Source organism: Mariniflexile sp. AS56, assembly GCF_030552475.1.
Lineage (GTDB): Bacteria > Bacteroidota > Bacteroidia > Flavobacteriales > Flavobacteriaceae > Mariniflexile.
In genome coordinates, this window is sequence record NZ_JAUPED010000003.1 from 152,284 (window position 1) to 170,142 (window position 17,859).

Consider the following 17,859-nt stretch of genomic DNA (forward strand, 5'->3'; position numbering starts at 1 on the left):
TACATTGAAAAAATAGCAAGCAATGGCTTTGCTATTTATAATCAATAAGCTCTTGATATTATAATTACTTACTAAAAGGCTTCTTTTCGAGTACATGAAAAAAAAATAACTGAAGTCCTTCAAATTAATTTTATAAAATGAATTATATCAAATTAAAATCCAAAAAATTATCAAAGCATTTACTTATAGGTGCCATGTGTTCTTTCATAACAGCCATCAGTTTTGCAAATTCTAAACCATCAAAAGGTGTTTTAAGTAGTTCTTTGCAAACCCAGTCAGCTAAGGTTAACGAAACCATAACTTATAGTTTTCAGTTTAAAAATGTTAAAAGTACTTCGGAAACCTACTATTTAAGTCTGCGAAACCCTCGAGAATTGGCTTGTGAAAATATTCTGAGTGATTCTAAAATCAGTTTAGAACCTCATGCAGTGCATCATGGTACGTTAAAGGTTATGATAAGCGATAGAATGTCATTGGGTAGCCATGAAGCGAGTGTGGTTGTGGTTAAAAATGAATTGGGAGATGAATTAGAAACTTTAGAGTTCATTTCAGTACGGTCAAAACCACATCCGTTTTTGTTAGTAACCGATGATGTATTTGAAGAAGCAAAACAGAAGATAGCGCAATACGATTGGGCAAAGCAAAATTTAGATAACATGCTTAAACAACTTGATGGTTTCAAGTTTCCTCTGCGTGAAATTATTACCAAACCACGCCCAACAAAAGTGTGGTCTAGTTTAAATTATAGTGCTAGTGATGGTGAAAAAGCCTTTCAGTTGGCATTGGCCTATAAGTTAACAGGAAAGGAAGCTTATAAAAATAAAGTGATTGCTTTAATAAAAGCCGTTTGCGATAAAGAACAAGGTTATTTATCTATTGGGGCAGCCACTAATGGGGTGCAAGTGCACGAGGGGAACTTCTTTCTGTTTTTATCGGCGGCCTGCGATATAGTTTATAACGAGCCAGAACTTTCTACAACAGATAAAACAAATATAGAAGCTAGCTTCCGTTATTATTTAGAATTGAATAAAAAGCACATGGATGGTTTGGGTATTATGAATCACCAAGCTAGTGCTAATGCAGGAGCTATATTTGTTGCACTGTTTTTACAAGATATTCCAGAATTGGAGTATTTAACAGAAGCGGATGGCGGAATGGCAGACCAAATAGGCAAAGGTGTTATGGCAGATGGCTGGTGGTTTGAAGGTACAGCCAACTATTGTTATTTGGTAGTACAACGTTATTCTTTGGTAGCACAAGCTTTTGAAAATTACGGAATGGATTTATACCACAGACGCTTTCCTGTTAAATTTAAAAGTAGAGATTTTGATAACGTGAAAGAAGGTTTTGCGGGTATGAAATTTGATAATTGGGGACCTACCGGGAAAAATACACGGGGTCTGGAAGATATGGTAACACCCTATGTGCCTTTTATGGATGAAAATGCTTATTTGGTATCTACCAACGATTCCGACTTAAAGGAGCCGAATGAATTTTATGAATTAGCATATCGTGAATATAAATTAGACAATTTAGCTTGGGTAATTAGTAAAACAAAACGAGAATCGTGGGTGTCTTTAATGTATGGCGTTCCAGAATTACCTGAAATCGAAGATCCAAGAACTGGATCCGATTATAGAGAAAATATAGGCTTAGTTGCATTACGCTCACAAAAAGAGGTTAAAACCCCAGAAAATCAAATTCAAGCTTATGTGAAATATGGAACACATGGTGGTTGGCATGGTCAATTTGACCGCGCAAGTTTGGTGGCTTTAGATCGTTATGGGCATAAATATTTTGGAACCGAAATGGTCTGGTTTGGTTATGGCAATCCTGGATATAAAGAATGTGTGCAAACTTCTGCAACTCACAATATGGTTGTGGTAGATGCTTTACAACAAGAAGCCGTTCCGTCAGAGCAGTTGCTTTTTTATAAAGGCGATATCATGCAAGCATCGGTCGTAGAAACCAATGCGAGATGGCGCAAAATACCAAGTTGGAATGCAAATAAGTTTCCGCCATGGGATGATACCGATTATGAGCCTGATATGAACCCTATTCAACAAAGACGTTTGTCTATTGTTACAGATGATTATGTGATTCTTGCCGATTATATGAAATCAAACCAAAAACACACGTACGATTGGTTGATACATCCTGTCGGTTTTTCATCCATTGAAGGTGCTAAAAAGAAAGGTGCTGTTTTAGATAAATTAAGTACAGTCAATGATTCACCTTATAAATATTTTGAAAAAGCCCAATGGTATACATCAAAAAAAGGCACGAAGGTTCAGTTTGATGAAAACGGAATGAAACTAGATGTGCATACGCTTTGGCCAAGAAAAGCTGAAGTTTTAATAAGTAATTACCCCAACGGAGGGAAACAACGCGATATTAGAAATAATCCAAACCGAAGAACCTATGGGGTTCGTGTACATGATAAAGAAGCTGTTTTTCTTAGTTTGATAGAACCTTATAAAGGAACCTCGGCCATAAAAAGCATGTCATCTTCATCTGAAAATACTATTACAGTTGAATTACAAGATGGTCGTATACAAACATTAAGCATTCAAAACTTGAAGGGTGATGTTCCGCAGGTGAAAATTATCGAAATGGTTCAAGGGAAGGTTTCAAAAACCGAATCAACCAATTAAAAAAATCTAATGAAAAAAATCGTTTACATTATAACATTTTTAAGTGTTTTAATAAGTGAATCACAAGTTGTAACCCAAATTAATTGGCCTGAATTTATGGCACAACACGATTTGGTTTGGGAAGAAATACCGAAGCAATGGAATGAAGGTGCCTTTGTTGGTAATGGTCAAGTTGGGATGATGGTTTATGCAAATTTAGATGATAACCGATTGGACTTTCATGTGGGGCGTCAAGATGTAACCGATCACCGTAAAGCTCCCAATAAAAAAACATCGATGAATGTTAAAGGTGCTAATCTATTTGATTATTCACGTCTGGACATTGGGCGGATGGTGTTGCGCCCCGTTGGAAAAATTTTAGATATGAAATTTCGTCAAGATTTATGGAATGCGGAAATTAGAGGAACGATTATCACAGATTTGGGTGAAATTACGCTTAGAGCATTTACACCTTATGACCGCATGTTGAATGTGATTGAGGTGACTTCAACGGAAACAAGAGCAAATCAATCTGTAAATTATAAATGGGAATGGTTACCTGGTTTACCTATTTCACCCCGTATTATTGCCAAACCAGAGACTTTGAAAACTAATGAATATCCACTTAATCCAAAACCAGAATTAAAAACTATTGATGGTGTTCAAGTTTGCGAACAGTCTTTATTGGCTGGTGGTGATTATGCAACAGCCTGGTCTAATAAAGATTCAAAAAACAACAGTTCTACCATGTATATTGCTGTTGCAAATGAAATCCCTGCAAGTCATGTTTCTGGAAAAGTAGCTGCGAAAATAGTAGTAGATGCTGCTTCGGTTTCACTGAAAACTTTGGAAGAAGCACATAGAAACTGGTGGCATACTTATTTTCAAAAGTCATTTTTATCGGTACCAGACGGTCGTATGGAGTCTTTTTACTGGATTCAAATCTATAAAATGGCGGCTTGTTCACGTGCTGATGGTCCTGTATTAGATTTGTTAGGCCCTTTTTTGAAAAACACCAGTTGGCCAGGGTTGTGGTGGAATTTAAATGTACAATTAACGTATTGGCCTTTTAATGCGAGTAACCATCTTGATATTGCGGAAAACTTCATCACATTAATTGATGATAATTTCGATTTCATGTTGCCTAATAAAAGTGGTAAGAACTTTGGAGATTTCGCCTGGGCGATGCATAACTATTGGTTAATTTATAGATATAAAGGGGATGAGGTCGCTATTCGAGATAAATGGATGCCAAAAGCGAAGCAAATAGCCAAGGTGTATGAATCTAAAATGATTAGAAATGCCGAAAATAAAATAGAGTTAACAGATATGGGCTCGCCGGAATATGGCGGTTTTAAAGCCTTTCCAAATACAAACTATAATCTCGCTTTGGTGCGCTGGTTGTTAAATACCTTAGTAGAAACGAGTGAAACCTTTCAATTAAACACCGTTGAAGTAAAAAAGTGGAAAGGCATTTTATCTGATTTGATTCCATATCCAGAAGATGAAAATGGATTAATGATTGCTAGCAACCAACCTGTGGATATATCACATAGGCATTATTCGCATTTACTTGGTCTGTATCCTTTATTTCAATTAAATCCAGATGATGCTAAGGTTAAAGAACTGGTGGATAAATCGGTGGTGCATTGGCATAAAATAGATAATAGTAAAGGTTTAGTGGGCTATTCTTATACGGGGGCAGCTTCTTTGTATGCCGCTTTAGGACGTGGAAATGATGCCAACCAGATGCTTCAACAGTTTCTAGATGGTGATATTCAAAGTGCGATGTTGTTGCCTAATACGTTTTATATGGAGGGGCATGGACGTAACCCAGTTATTGAAACACCGCTAAGTGCCGCATCAAGTATTTTGGAGTTGTTTATTCAAAGCTGGGGAGAAAAAATTCGTGTATTTCCTGCGTCTCCAGATAGTTTTGAAGCTGTCAGTTTTAAGGAACTAAGAGCAGAGGGCGGTTTTTTGGTGAGTGCTTCTCGTAAAAATGGTCTAACAGAATTTGTGGAAATTGAAAGTCTAGTTGGTAGTTCATGTACTGTGAAGATTAGCGATTGGAGTGAGGCTGTGCAAATTTCCGAAGGACGCCACATTGATATTATTAAAGTAGGAAGTGATGAGTTTCGAATTAATCTCAAAAAAGGGGAGCGCATTACCATGGCATCAAATAAATCTACAAAAGCTGAAATTCGAGTTATTCCACACCCCGCGGATGAAATCAATTTATATGGTGTAAAACAAGGAAAATCATATACAGAGGTTTATGAATATCCAGTGCCTTCTTTTAATTTACCAGAAAAAAAATAAGCAAATTTCACTAGAATAATTATGTAGCTGGTCTTGCTTAAAAAAGCATAAATTTTTAAGTAAGAAAAGGTTTGGCCTGTAAACAGTGGGTTTTTAGCCTAAAAAGGGTTTTAATTTATTGAAAATGATTCATAGTTTATATCAAAAAAAAGGAAGTGTTTATATACTTGCATAGTAACATGTAGCTAGAATTTAGATATGTGTTTTTAAAAATTTGTAGAACAAAAAGATAGATATTATATGAGAATTTTTAAACTTACTTCAGTGGTTATTTGTATAGCGTTCCTGTTATCTTGTAATAATCAAGACAAAAAGAAAAGTGGAGATACCGCTATGGTAACTGCAAAAACAAATGAAGAGGTCGTACTTGATAAAAGTGTAGCTAAAATTAAAAGTGTTTTAGGAAGTTTAAAGGAAGCGGATAGTTTTCCTAGAAATATTACTAAAGGAAAAAAGGAATGGAATAAAGTAGGCGTTAGAGATTGGTGTTCTGGTTTTTGGCCTGGTGTTCTTTGGTATGCTTATGAATTTTCGGGTGATGAAGCTATTAAAAAAGGGGCTGAGAAATTTACAGAACCTTTAAAAACAATCGCTTATACACCAGCAGATAATCATGATATTGGTTTTATGGTATACTGCAGTTATGGTAACGGATATAGATTAACAGGTAATGAAGAATACAAAAAAATATTACTTGCTGCTGCTGATACGTTAGCAACACTTTACCATCCAAAAGCGGGAACTATTTTGTCATGGCCAGAAATGAAACATAAATTTGGACATAACACCATTATTGATAACATGATGAACTTAGAGCTTTTATTTTGGGCAGCTAAGAATGGTGGCGATAAAAAATTATATGATTTAGCTAAGAGTCACGCAGATGTTTCAATGAAATATTTGGTACGTCCAGATTATTCTATTTATCATGTGATTTCTTTTGATGATAAAACAGGTGAATTTGTTAAAGGTGCTACCCACCAAGGATACGCAGACGAGTCTATGTGGGCCAGAGGTCAAGGTTGGGGAATCTATGGTTTCGCCATGTCTTATCGCGAAACAGGAGATGAAGCCTACCTTAAAACATCTCAAAAATTGGCAGACCATTTTATAGCACGTTTACCAGAAGATGGTATTCCTTACTGGGATTTTGATGATCCTAAAATTCCAAATGCACCTAAAGATGCTTCGGCAGCAGGTGTAGTTGCTTGTGGAATGTTAGAGTTGTCTGAGCAGTTGGAAGATAAAACCTTAAAAGAAAAGTATTTTAAAGCAGCAAAAGCATTAATTACACAATTAGGGTCTGATGCTTATTTTAGTGGTGATACCAATGATGCCCTGTTGTTACATTCTACAGGACATTATCCTAATAATTCAGAAATAGATGTGCCTATCATTTATTCCGATTATTACTTTATGGAAGCCTTATTAAGATTGAAGAAAATAGAGAGTAAAAATATAGAGAGTTAGTTTGTTATTTTAGTTAGTTTATGAAACCTAGTTTCATTTTGAGTAGCCCCTTAAAATTTATTTTAAGGGGCTTTTTTTTTGCGTAAAAGGAATGTTTGGGATTTGGTTATTAGTTTAGAAAAAAAACAAGCATTAGATGGACGAGGGGGTGTTTTTGTCTGTCGTGTTATTTTACCATGTTAGTGTGAATTTATTGATTTGTAGGTGAAGTACTCTAGACATAAGTAGTTTTCAGTTGTAAGAAACGGTAATGGCATGCGTGTGAAATAAACTATTTTTTCTAGAATTTGAAGTAAAAATGAGTCATAAATTAAATAGAATGGCTCATAAGTTACATTAAATACTTGTTATTATTTATAAAATTGCATCAGAAATTCTAATCAATAGTTTGAAAGCTATTGATTAGAAAATTGTCATTATTAACATTATAACAAATAAAGCTATGATTAAAGAAGCACACATTAAAAATTTCAAACCTGGTCCGATTAAAAGGATGAGGTAGTCCGGAACTTAATTTCAATCTAAATTATTTATAACAAAAAAATGTATTTATGTATAAAAGTAGTAAATTAAAAAAGTTGTCTATGAAGCCAGTTATGTTATTGGCTTTATGGTTGAGTTTTTCATTTAGCGGGGTATATGCGACTACAGCAGCTCCAGTAGATGATCAAAACAAAACAGTAACGGGTACAGTCGTGAGTGCTGATGATAGTATGGGGATTCCTGGTGTAAACGTTATGGTAAAGGGTACAAGTATTGGTGCTGTTACAGATTTTGATGGAAACTATTCTGTTAATGTACCATCAAACGCTAGCGTTTTAGTATTTTCTTATTTAGGGTATGTAACGCAAGAAATAACAGTAGGTGGTAACAATACTGTAAATGTTTCTTTAAAATCAGATCTTACAGCTTTAGATGAGGTTGTAATTGTTGGTTTTGGTACACAGAAGAAAGCAACCCTAACAGGTTCGGTAACCCAAGTAAAGGGAGAAGATATAATGAGAGGTAAGGGGTCGTCAAGTGCTGCCTTAGCTTTACAAGGAGAAGTTCCTGGATTGGTGATTACTCGTACTTCATCGCGACCAGGAAACGAAGGAACTGGTATTCAAATTCGTGGAGATATTTCAGTAAATGGAATTAGTCCATTAATATTGGTAGACGGTTTAGAAATACCAGAATGGCAGCTATCTACAATAAATGCAAATGATATTGAGAGTTATTCTGTGTTGAAAGATGGTGCAGCGGCTATTTATGGTACAAAAGCAGCAGGAGGTGTTATATTGGTTACTACTAAGAAAGGTAAACAAGGTAAAATGAAAATTAGTTATTTAGGAGAAACTCAAGTGAATTTTTCTGGAGATATGCCTGTTGCTGGTATGCAAGAATGGGGTCAATTATATTTACAGACGCTTAATAATGACACCTTCTCTTATTTAGATAACAATGGTGCAACACAACAATCAACAGGGACGCTTAGACTTGGGTTAACTAGAGAAAATTACGAAGCAATTGCTAATGGTACATTTCCTGTAGCACCAGATACCTTCTTTCTGGGTAGTAAAGAGCATCGTTTTGCTGATGTTGACCAGTTTGATGCTGTATTTGGGACTACAATATCTAAAAGACATAACCTGTCCGCATCTGGAGGAAACGAAAACGCTACGTATAGAACCTCTCTTGGTTATGCGAATGAACGTTCTCCAATAGATTTTGTTTATGATGGGGCTAAGAAATATAATTTTCGAACCAACCTTACTTATAAAGTAAATGATTTAATAAAAACGGAATTTAATATATCATACGATAATCGAGTTGTAGATGAGCCTACTCTAGGTGTTGGTGAATCGATAAATGACATGAATATTTTTCCTTTGTATAACCCACAAGGTCAATATTATGATATTTTTGGAGGAAACAATATCCTTTCTAGATTAGATGAGGGAGGACGTACCGTTACTGATGAGAAAATATTCCGTTTAGGTGCTAAATTAACCTTAGATTTAGATAAGTACGCTAAAGGTTTGTCTCTTACTTATTTTGGTAATATGAGTTCACGTAATGGTCTTAGAACAGAAAGAAAGAAGTCTGTAACTAATTACGATTGGTTTGGAGACAGTAGCCAAGGAGTAAGTAATAACACCTTATTGAACTCTTATGTTAAACTGTATGAAACTCAGGTGGATTTTCAAAATCATGTTGTTCAGGCTAATTACGACCGTTCATTTGGAAAACATAATGTATCGGCCTTAATCGGGTTTACAGGAGAGGAACAGCAGTCGAATAGGTATTATACTGCCCGATCAAACATGGCGTCTGATGGTTTAGATGACATTAATACAGGTGATATTACCACACAAGTTACAGGAGGTTCTCCCAATAATTCAAATGGTACTAGGTTTAATTCTGGAGCAGATGCTATAGGACTTGTATCGTATATTGGAAAAATAAACTATGACTTTGATGGAACTTTTCTTTTAGAAGCTTTGGGTCGTAGAGATGGTTCTTCTCGTTTACACCCAGATTTTAGGTATAAAAACTTCTATGCAGGTTCAGCAGGTGTTAATTTACATAAATTAGATTTTGTTGATAATTTAGATGTTTTCGACAATTTAAAATTATACACGTCGTATGGTGAAACTGGTTCTGTAACTGGTATTGGAGCTTATGATTATATTTCTGAAATAAACACTGGTTCAAGTATATTTGGAGCAGATCCGTCACAAAGTAACACAGCCTGGATTGGTAGTTTAGTATCTACAGATCGTACATGGGAGCGTGTTGCAACAACCAATTTTGGAGTTGACTTTTCTGTGTTAGATCGTCGTTTAGGTGGTGTGGTAGAGGTTTTTAATCGTAAAAATAACGATATGTTAATTTCTATTACTTACCCTCAAGTACTAGGAGCTACAGCGCCTAAAACCAATAGTGGTGATTTTACCAGTAATGGTTGGGAAGTTTCTTTAAACTGGAAAGATCAAATAGGAGACTTTAAGTATAGAGTAGGTGTAATGGTTTGGGATAGCAAGAGTGAGATAACCCGTATGGATGGTTCTACTTCTATTTCTCCTGGAGAAAATAGAACTATTGAAGGAAGGCCTCTTAATTCCATTTTTGTATACAAAACAGATGGTTTTTTACAAAATGATCAAGAAGTACTAGATTATTATAATGACCTTGGGTTTATTGACCAAGCAGATCAAACTAAAATGAAGACAGGATCATTAATTCCTGCTTACAGAACTCTAAATCGTTTAGTGCCAGGTAGTGTAAAACGTGTAGATGTTAGCGGTGACGGAAATATTACTACAGATGACTTGGTTTATTTTGGTGATGCCAATGCTCATAACAGCTTTGGTATCAATCTTGGCTTTGAGTATAAAGGCTTTGATTTTAGCGCATTCTTTCAAGGTGTTGGAAAACAAAATATTGTTCGTACACAAACATTGGCTTATCCTTGGCGTCGTTGGTGGCAAAACCAAAATATTTCTTATATAAATTCATCGTGGACTCCTGAAAACACAAATGCAGAACAACCAGTAATTTCTATGAACGGACAAAGAAATAACTGGAATTACGGTCACATTAATGATGTGAATGTAATTAAAGCAAAATATTTAAGAGCTAAAGTACTTTCATTAGGGTATAGTATACCATCTACATTTCTTGAAAAAGCAGGTATTGAAAGACTTCGATTATCTATAACTGGTAATGATTTATTTGTTATTTCTAACGTGAAGGATGGATTAGACCCTGAATCACAAAGCAATGCCATAAGTGGAAATATAGTACCATTCACCTCTACATTGTTGTTTGGTTTAGAGCTTAACTTTTAATTAAATAAAAAATCAAGAATATGAAAAATATAAATATAAACTTGAAGTCTATATTTCTAACAATACTACTTTCAGGGTTTATACTGAATAGTTGTGAGGAATATTTAGACCAAGATCCGCAAGATTCTGTTACAGAAGCAGTGTTCTTTGAGACAGTTGAACAATTTGAAAATGCTTCAAATTATTTCTATACACGTTTAGGTTATGAGAGTATAGAAGAAGGTCATGATTTGTCAGGAAACTATACAACACCAGATTATGGACAAGGTCTTATAACGCCAGTTGACTCTGACGATGTTTGGAAAAACAATTACATCTATCTTAGAGCTCCTAATCAATTAATTGAAAAAGCAGTTGATTATTCAGGGGAGCAATCAGAAATTGCTCCATCTGTTGGAACAGCTTATTTCTTTAGAGCTTGGCATCATTTTATTTTGCTAAAACGTTTTGGAGGTGTACCTATTGTAACACGCTCTCTTGATGTTTCTTCAGAAGAAGTTTATGCAGCAAGAAATAGCCGTTATGAAGTGATATTTCAAATTTTATCAGATTTAGATATGGCTATTGCAAAATTACCTTCTGCTAATAGTGTCGTGCAAGGAAAAATTTCTACAGATGCGGCAAAAGCCTTTAAAGCACGTGTACTGCTTTATGAAGCAACTTGGGATAAATATGTTGGAGAAGCGACAGATGGTGATGGAACAAGTACAGGAGCTGGATCTGCGAAACCTGCGGGATATCCTTCTGTAACAAGTATGTTAACTAGCGCGAAACAATTATCATTGGAAGTCATGAATAATCCTGCTTTTAAATTGTGGGATCAACGTGGTACTGCATGTGGAGATGATCATCTATTCTATCTATTTAATTTAGAAGAAGGATCAAACCCTGCAGGCTTAACAAAAGGTGATAATCAAGAATTTATAATCCAAGCTGTTTATGATTTTACTTTAAGAAATCTTAACAAAAATAATTCTCATGCTAAACCTGTTACCCCATCAAGAAAAATGATGGATATGTATTTATGTGCCGATGGGTTACCTGTGCAGCATTCTGCCGTGTTCCAAGGGTATCAAAATATGGTTGATGAATTCCAAAATCGTGACTTACGTTTAAAAAGTTTCGTTTATGAACCTTTAAAAGAATATTGGGGACGCGGTGGTAGTATTGATGGCGGTGGTGCTCAATACGATAAAACATTTGCTACAGCAGGAACTGGTTTTGATTACCGTTACGTACCACAGCTGCAAAGCAATGGTGGAGGACGTAATGTTGGATATCAAGGGCGTAAATTTGTTTCAGAACAAAAAGATAGAGACGGAAATTCAGCCTCTCCAAACTGGCCATTACTTCGTTTAGCGGAAGTTATGTTAATTTATGCAGAAGCTACAGTTGAATTAGGAAATGGAGCCATTTCTGATGCTGATCTTGATCTTTCAATTAACAAAATTAGATTCCGTGCAGGTGTAGCCCCTTTAACTAATGCCTTAATCGCACCATTCTCAGATTTAACTATGTTAGGTGAAATACGCAGAGAACGTGCTTTAGAGTTGGATGGAGAAAACCAACGTTTCGATGATTTAATGAGATGGAACATTGCAATACAGGAACTTAATAGGGACGTTTGCTTAACTTATATAGCAGGAAGAGAGTACGAAACTGCAGATAATCCAAAAGTGCCTGGAACTAAAATTTGGAAGGCAAGTGGTTTTCCTTTAGGATTAACAACTGCTGAACAAAGCCCTTCGACATATGCTGGTATTGCTACAACTAAAGTAGGAGCTTTAAAGTTGGATGTTGCTGGTAATCGTAACTGGACACTGGCACGTTATTTAAGCGGTATTCCAAATGATGAGATTAAATTAAACACAGCTTTAAAACAAAACCCAGGTTGGTAGTAGATATATAAAAAGATAATTTTAGAATTATTTTGAGTTAGTCACTCATAAAAGCAGTTGTAGTTTTTCTACAACTGCTTTTTTTGTTAACAGTTGCAGATTGCATTTGAAAACTTATGAATTATATTTAGAATGGTGTTGAAGAGATTGAACTTGTTTATTGTCGTTTCACATTATGTTGAGTCCTTCTGCTTTTAGTATTTGAGTATGTTTCGGATTTTTTATTGGTAGTTTCAGGATGAAAACTTTGAGAATAAGTTAAATAATGGTGTGTTAAGTAAACTGGCTTAATTACTATTAATATTAGTTTTTAAGGATGTAATGATGTTGTTTAATCTTAGTTTAAGTTTATCTAGTTTGTGGATAGTTCATGCTCCTATTAGGCGAGTTTATGGTTGTTGTACTTTAGTAAGGATTTTAGTAGTTCATAATACTTTATAATAAAAAAGTATTATGGTGTTTAAAAAAAAAAAACAGCTGTAAACTTAGATAGTTTACAGCTGCTTGAATACTAAAATGGACTAACTCAAATAATTTTAGTATACTTTAATTAATAGCCTGGGTTTTGTAACAAGTTATCATTTGTATTGAATAAAGACGTTGGTAATGGGTGTAAATAATTGTTTCTATCAAAGTTACGTACAGATTCTGGCTCTAATAAAATACATCTTCTTGGACCTACGGCTGTTGTTGCTGTTTTTTCTCCATAGATATAAGAACCAGGTGTATAAAGCGCGGTATTTCCTTCGTAGGCCGTACCTTCTATAACAGCACCAAAAATATCTTGATTGAGTTCTTGTTCAGCAAGACCCCAACGGCGTAAATCATTATATCTGGAATTCTCAGCATAAAGTTCAATCGTACGTTCTCTTCTAATTTCTGTTTTTAGGTCCATACCATTTAGAGTTAAAAAGGTATTGTTCATTGCAGGTAGTCCAGCTCTTTCTTTTACTAGGTTTATCGATTCGTTCATTTGTGCATCGGTTAGCCCTCCATTTAACTCATACAAAGCTTCGGCATAAGTTAAATATACTTCAGCTAAGCGTATGTATGGTAAATCTGGAGATTCTGTATAAGAATCTCTGTATACAGGCCATTTCCAAGACACGAATTTTGAATTATAATAACCGTAGTTTTCTTGTCCTGTTAAAAGTACTGAGCCGTCTTCTGGTATTTCATGGGTTGCATTATTGGTGAAATAAGCACGCATTCTGTAATCACGGTTTTGGTATTCGTCGGATGCATTTGTATAACCTTGGAATCTTGGCGACTTATCTATTGGTAAGCCATCATCTGCTAAAAACAGGTCTATCATTTTTCTTGAAGGTAGTAACCTTCCTACTGATGTGTGACTTAATAAAGCTCTACCTTGTCTTAAAAGGAAATCGTATTTACCATAAAAGATATATTCGTTATTTGAAGACTTGTCTAATCCAGCTGGGTTCGATTCACTATCCTCAAGCATAAATAAGTAATAAGAACTCATGTTATCTAACACATCATTATGGTTCCAAAGTTCGAAACCACCTTGATCCATTACTGTTTTGGATGCTGTTACCGCTTCTTGTAAATATAAGTCGATGTTGGCTGCATCAAAGCCTGTACTACCCGCTCCAGAAGCAACACCGTCACCATCTGTAGTAATGCCTACATATCTCATCCAAGTAGCTTCATGCAGAAGGATTTTAGCTTTAAAAGCCATAGCTGCCCATTTGCTGATTTTACCTTTGTCTGTAGAACTAATATCTTGCTCACGAGGTAAGCCTGCGATGGCATCATTTAAATCGGTTAAAACTTGAGCCACTACTTCGTATCTACTGTTTCGTGGGCTATTGGCTTCTTCAGAATCAACATCTAGCGATCGAGTTACGATGTTAACACCTCCAAAACGTTGTACTAAAGCGAAATGATGATAAGCTCTAAAAAACTTAGCGACTGCTACATATTCTGAAATATCGCTAGCATCACCACTGAAATTAGCAGCTCTTTCAATTAAAAGATTGATGTCGCGAAGTGCTGTATAAGCATCGTTGTAAAAATCATCAGTTACGGGAGCAAAAGAATCACCTCGACTGTAAGTTTGAATAGGTGAATCTTCTTTGTAACCTGTTAAATCTGAAGCATGATCGAGAAAATCTCCCAATGCCGTCCAAGGTAATAAATCGGTGTAAAACTTATTAGAGCCTGTTTTGAAATGCTCAATTTCGGTGTAATATACTGCGTCCGTAATTTTACCTGGTGGGGTTAAATTTATAAAATCCTCTTCACAAGCTGTAAAGAATAGCATGGCGCAGGGCAGTATTATATATATTAATTTTTTCATTTGGATATATTTTATTTTTTATTAAACGCTAATTAATGGGGTTATAATGATAGTTTTATACCAAAAGCCCAAGTACGCATGAATGGATAAGCACTGGCGTTAGAATTGGCCTGTGATTCTGGATCGTAACCATCTTTTACAGAAGTTAATTCGAATAAATCATTTCCTGAAAAGTAAAGTCGTAGCGTATTAATTGGTGTATTCCCGATTTTTAAGTCTTTTATATTGTACCCAACAATAAGAGATTTCAATCGGAGGTACCTGTTATTTTGAAGCATGAAATCTTTATCTTGGTAATTCCATTCCGCTAAGGTACTATTTGTAGTTAATCTTGGGAATTCTGCGTTCGGTGTTTCTTCTGTCCATGTGCGTCCTAACCAAGTACTAGATTGGTTTTGCCACACTCTAATAAATGGTCGGCTGAAATACCCCGTTCTTAGTACATTGTGGTCTATCGCTCCTTGGAAAAAGGCACTCACATCGAAATTTTTATATTTTGCATCTAAATTTAAACCGTAAACATAATGCGGTGCAGAATCGCCTTTATATACTAAATCTTTAGTATCAATAACTTTATCTCCGTTGGTATCTACAATACGTGTATCTCCTGGACGTAAAGCCGCAGCTGAAGTTTGTGAAGGTAAATTTCCACCAGGATTAAGACTGTTGTAATACTCGGTTACTTCTGCTTGGTCTTTAAAATAACCAGCAGTTTCCCACATGTAAAATGGATTAATTGGTTGTCCAGTAATGTTTTCACCATCACTTGAGCTGTTTAGTCCAGCGACAATCGATTCAGCCCCTTCGTATTTGGTTATTTCGTTTCTAGAATCACTCATGTTAGCGCTAATTCCAAGATCAAAATCTCCAACTTTATCTCTCCATCCTAACATAACTTCCCAACCGTTAGTTTGAAAACTTCCTATATTGGTAAATGGAGCTTGTGGAGCAACAATTGGGTTAATAATACCTTTAAGTAGCATGCCTTTATTGTCTTTCTGAAAAATGTCTACCGAACCAAATAGTTTGTGGTTAAATAATTTAAAATCTACTCCAACTTCTTTGGAGATAATACGTTCCCAAGTCGTGGTTAAACTGAATAAATCGCTAGCACTAGAGGTGGCTTGTAGAGCTGCGCTAGTTCCAAATATTGTTGTTCCATTTAAACTAACAGTAGATAAGTAGCCGAAATTATCAATACCTGATGTACTTCCTAACTCACCGTAACCACCTCTTATTTTTAAGAAGGATACGATGTCGCTATCTTTTAAGAAATCTTCTGAGCTTAGTACCCAACCACCAGAAACACTTGCGTAGTTAGACCATTTTTTACCATCGGCAAATCTTGAACTTCCGTCACGTCTGCCTTGTAATTCAAATAAGTATTTACCTTTGTAGTCATAGTTTAAACGACCGATATAACCGTAAGATCCCCAAGTGTTTCCACCACCTTCTGTTTGAATGGCTTGATCAGTAGCACCTAAATCTAAATCGTATACTCCGTAATCAACAAAACCATTTCTTCTAGCTCTAAGACCTTTAGATGTGTTTATATCTGCTTCGATTGCTAATAGTCCTGAAACGTTATGATCTCCAAAACTATTACTATAATTTAAAGCGCCTTTGTAGTTCTTGTATGTAATACGGCCTGTTTCTTCTTCAATATACGATTGGCTATTAATTTGAGCCGGAGCTACATCTCCAAACCAGTTGTAAGTTGGTACTGTTAATTGGTATATTTGATTTTCAGTATTTTGTTCACTAACCGCATAAGATCCTGTTATACTTAAATTATCGGTTAATTTGTATTCTGCTAATGCCGATATTTTAACCTGCTTCGCTATTTTGTTTTCACGACCACCATCAATAACTCTGGCTACAGAGTTTCTAGCGCCGGCAATATTACCTCCGAAGTTCCCGTACCATTGTCCTAAAGAGTTTCTAGAAGCAAAAATAGGAGGATCGTAAGTTGTAGCTTCACGATCTAAACCTCCAGAAGGACCTGAAAATTTAGTATGAAAATAGGTTACGTTAGTGCTTATTTTTAACCTTTCAGAAACGTTAACTCCATAATTTAATGAGAAATTGTAACGGTCTTTACTGTCGTCTGCAACTTTTAATCCACCTACATTTTCATCATATCCAGCAGCAATACGGAAGTTGCTTTTATCGCTACCACCAGAAATACTAATGTTTTGTTGTTGAGAATAGGAATTACCGAACATTTCATCGAATCTGTTAGAATCACTAATGTATACATCTCCCAAAGCATTCGGGAAATTATAGATACCTTCTTCTCCAGCAGCAAATCTTTCTAAAGTTTCAGTTCCTCCCCAAGGTCCAAAATTTGGAGATGCATCTTGAGATGTTGCGGCTAACCATAGCGCTCCCCATTCTTTCATGGTAGGTGTTGGTGGGCGAATACCTATTGTTCCAACACGCAAAACAGAACTTACGTCTACTTTAATTTCTCCTTTTCCTTTTTTAGTGGTAACCAAAATAACACCACCAGCAGCACGTGAACCATAAACAGATGCCGATCCGCCTTTTAATACACTGATAGATTCAATATCATTAGGGTTCATATCGTTAAAAGACGATGCGTTTATTGCAGGAATACCGTCGATAACCACAAGCGGCTCTATGCCGTTAATCGAACTTGCACCACGAATAAGGAAATCTACACCTTCGTCACCTGGACGTGATGATGTACGAGATACAACTAAGCCAGGAGTTCTACCTTGAAGCGCTAAAGCAGGGCTTCCAACAGCCAAGTCTTCAAAAACCTCAGACTTAATTTGCTCAATAGAGCCTGTTAAGGTTTCTTTTTTTGCTGTACCATAACCAACAACCACTACTTCATCTAAAGCTTGAAGGTCTGATTTTAAAGATACATTCAATGAAGTATTGTTGCCTACAGTAATTTCTTGAGTTACATACCCTAAATAAGAAAAAACTAATACGCTTTGATTTGAAGGTACATTAACAGTGTAATTACCATCAAAATCGGTTACCGCACCATTTGATGTTCCTTTTACAATAACGTTTACTCCTGGAATACCCATATTATCATCGGCACTTACTACTTGTCCAGAAATAGTTTTGTTTTGTTTAATGTCTGTAATTTTAATAGGGTCTGCGTACGCATGCGTAGCAGAAGCACATATTAAACAGCCTACTACCCAAAATAGGCTTACGAATTTTTTCAGATTTAACTGATTGTGGTTTAGTTTAGTCATAAAAAATCTTTTAAAAAGTTCTTAAATTTGTGTTAATAATTTATATCAACAAGGTTATAAAGAAATGCTTTTGGAGGGTCTAACTTATAACTCAAAACCTATTAATTATCGTCCTTTATCATGTATTTGTAGGTTTTATCT

At 35.6% G+C, this 17,859-nt stretch carries 7 protein-coding genes; 5 read left to right on the top strand and 2 right to left on the bottom strand.

The annotated features are described in order from the left end of the window. The first annotated feature begins 137 nt into the window (after window positions 1–137). From Q5N74_RS05160 to Q5N74_RS05180, 5 genes are all read left to right on the top strand, one after another. A complete protein-coding gene (locus tag Q5N74_RS05160) occupies window positions 138–2,654 on the top strand; it encodes a hypothetical protein (protein ID WP_304387662.1) in 2,517 nt (838 codons plus the stop codon). Window positions 2,655–2,663: 9 nt separating this feature from the next. Next, entirely contained in the window at window positions 2,664–4,955 is a 2,292-nt protein-coding gene (locus tag Q5N74_RS05165; RefSeq protein WP_304387664.1) for a glycoside hydrolase family 95-like protein, read from the top strand. 240 nt (window positions 4,956–5,195) lie between these two features. After that, window positions 5,196–6,425 (top strand): glycoside hydrolase family 88 protein, encoded by a 1,230-nt coding sequence (locus Q5N74_RS05170; protein WP_304387665.1) that lies wholly within the window; start codon window positions 5,196–5,198, stop codon window positions 6,423–6,425. Between the two features lie 584 nt (window positions 6,426–7,009). After that, the gene (locus Q5N74_RS05175; protein WP_304387666.1) at window positions 7,010–10,258 is read left to right on the top strand and encodes a SusC/RagA family TonB-linked outer membrane protein; all 3,249 of its coding nucleotides are present in this window, start codon (window positions 7,010–7,012) and stop codon (window positions 10,256–10,258) included. Window positions 10,259–10,278: 20 nt separating this feature from the next. Further along, a complete protein-coding gene (locus Q5N74_RS05180) occupies window positions 10,279–12,156 on the top strand; it encodes a RagB/SusD family nutrient uptake outer membrane protein (protein WP_304387667.1) in 1,878 nt (625 codons plus the stop codon). A 550-nt stretch (window positions 12,157–12,706) separates the two neighbouring features. Here the strand turns inward: Q5N74_RS05180 and Q5N74_RS05185 are convergent. Next, window positions 12,707–14,479 (bottom strand): RagB/SusD family nutrient uptake outer membrane protein, encoded by a 1,773-nt coding sequence (locus Q5N74_RS05185; protein WP_304387668.1) that lies wholly within the window; start codon window positions 14,477–14,479, stop codon window positions 12,707–12,709. Between the two features lie 41 nt (window positions 14,480–14,520). After that, entirely contained in the window at window positions 14,521–17,718 is a 3,198-nt protein-coding gene (locus Q5N74_RS05190; RefSeq protein ID WP_304387669.1) for a TonB-dependent receptor, read from the bottom strand. Window positions 17,719–17,859 lie beyond the last annotated feature (141 nt).

Excerpts from the sequence above, each read along its gene's own strand:
- Q5N74_RS05160 (WP_304387662.1), top strand. The coding sequence starts at position 138 with ATGAATTATATCAAATTAAAATCCAAAAAATTATCAAAGCATTTACTT.
- Q5N74_RS05165 (WP_304387664.1), top strand. The coding sequence starts at position 2,664 with ATGAAAAAAATCGTTTACATTATAACATTTTTAAGTGTTTTAATAAGT.
- Q5N74_RS05170 (WP_304387665.1), top strand. The coding sequence starts at position 5,196 with ATGAGAATTTTTAAACTTACTTCAGTGGTTATTTGTATAGCGTTCCTG.
- Q5N74_RS05175 (WP_304387666.1), top strand. The coding sequence starts at position 7,010 with ATGAAGCCAGTTATGTTATTGGCTTTATGGTTGAGTTTTTCATTTAGC.
- Q5N74_RS05180 (WP_304387667.1), top strand. The coding sequence starts at position 10,279 with ATGAAAAATATAAATATAAACTTGAAGTCTATATTTCTAACAATACTA.
- Q5N74_RS05185 (WP_304387668.1), bottom strand. The coding sequence starts at position 14,479 with ATGAAAAAATTAATATATATAATACTGCCCTGCGCCATGCTATTCTTT.
- Q5N74_RS05190 (WP_304387669.1), bottom strand. The coding sequence starts at position 17,718 with ATGACTAAACTAAACCACAATCAGTTAAATCTGAAAAAATTCGTAAGC.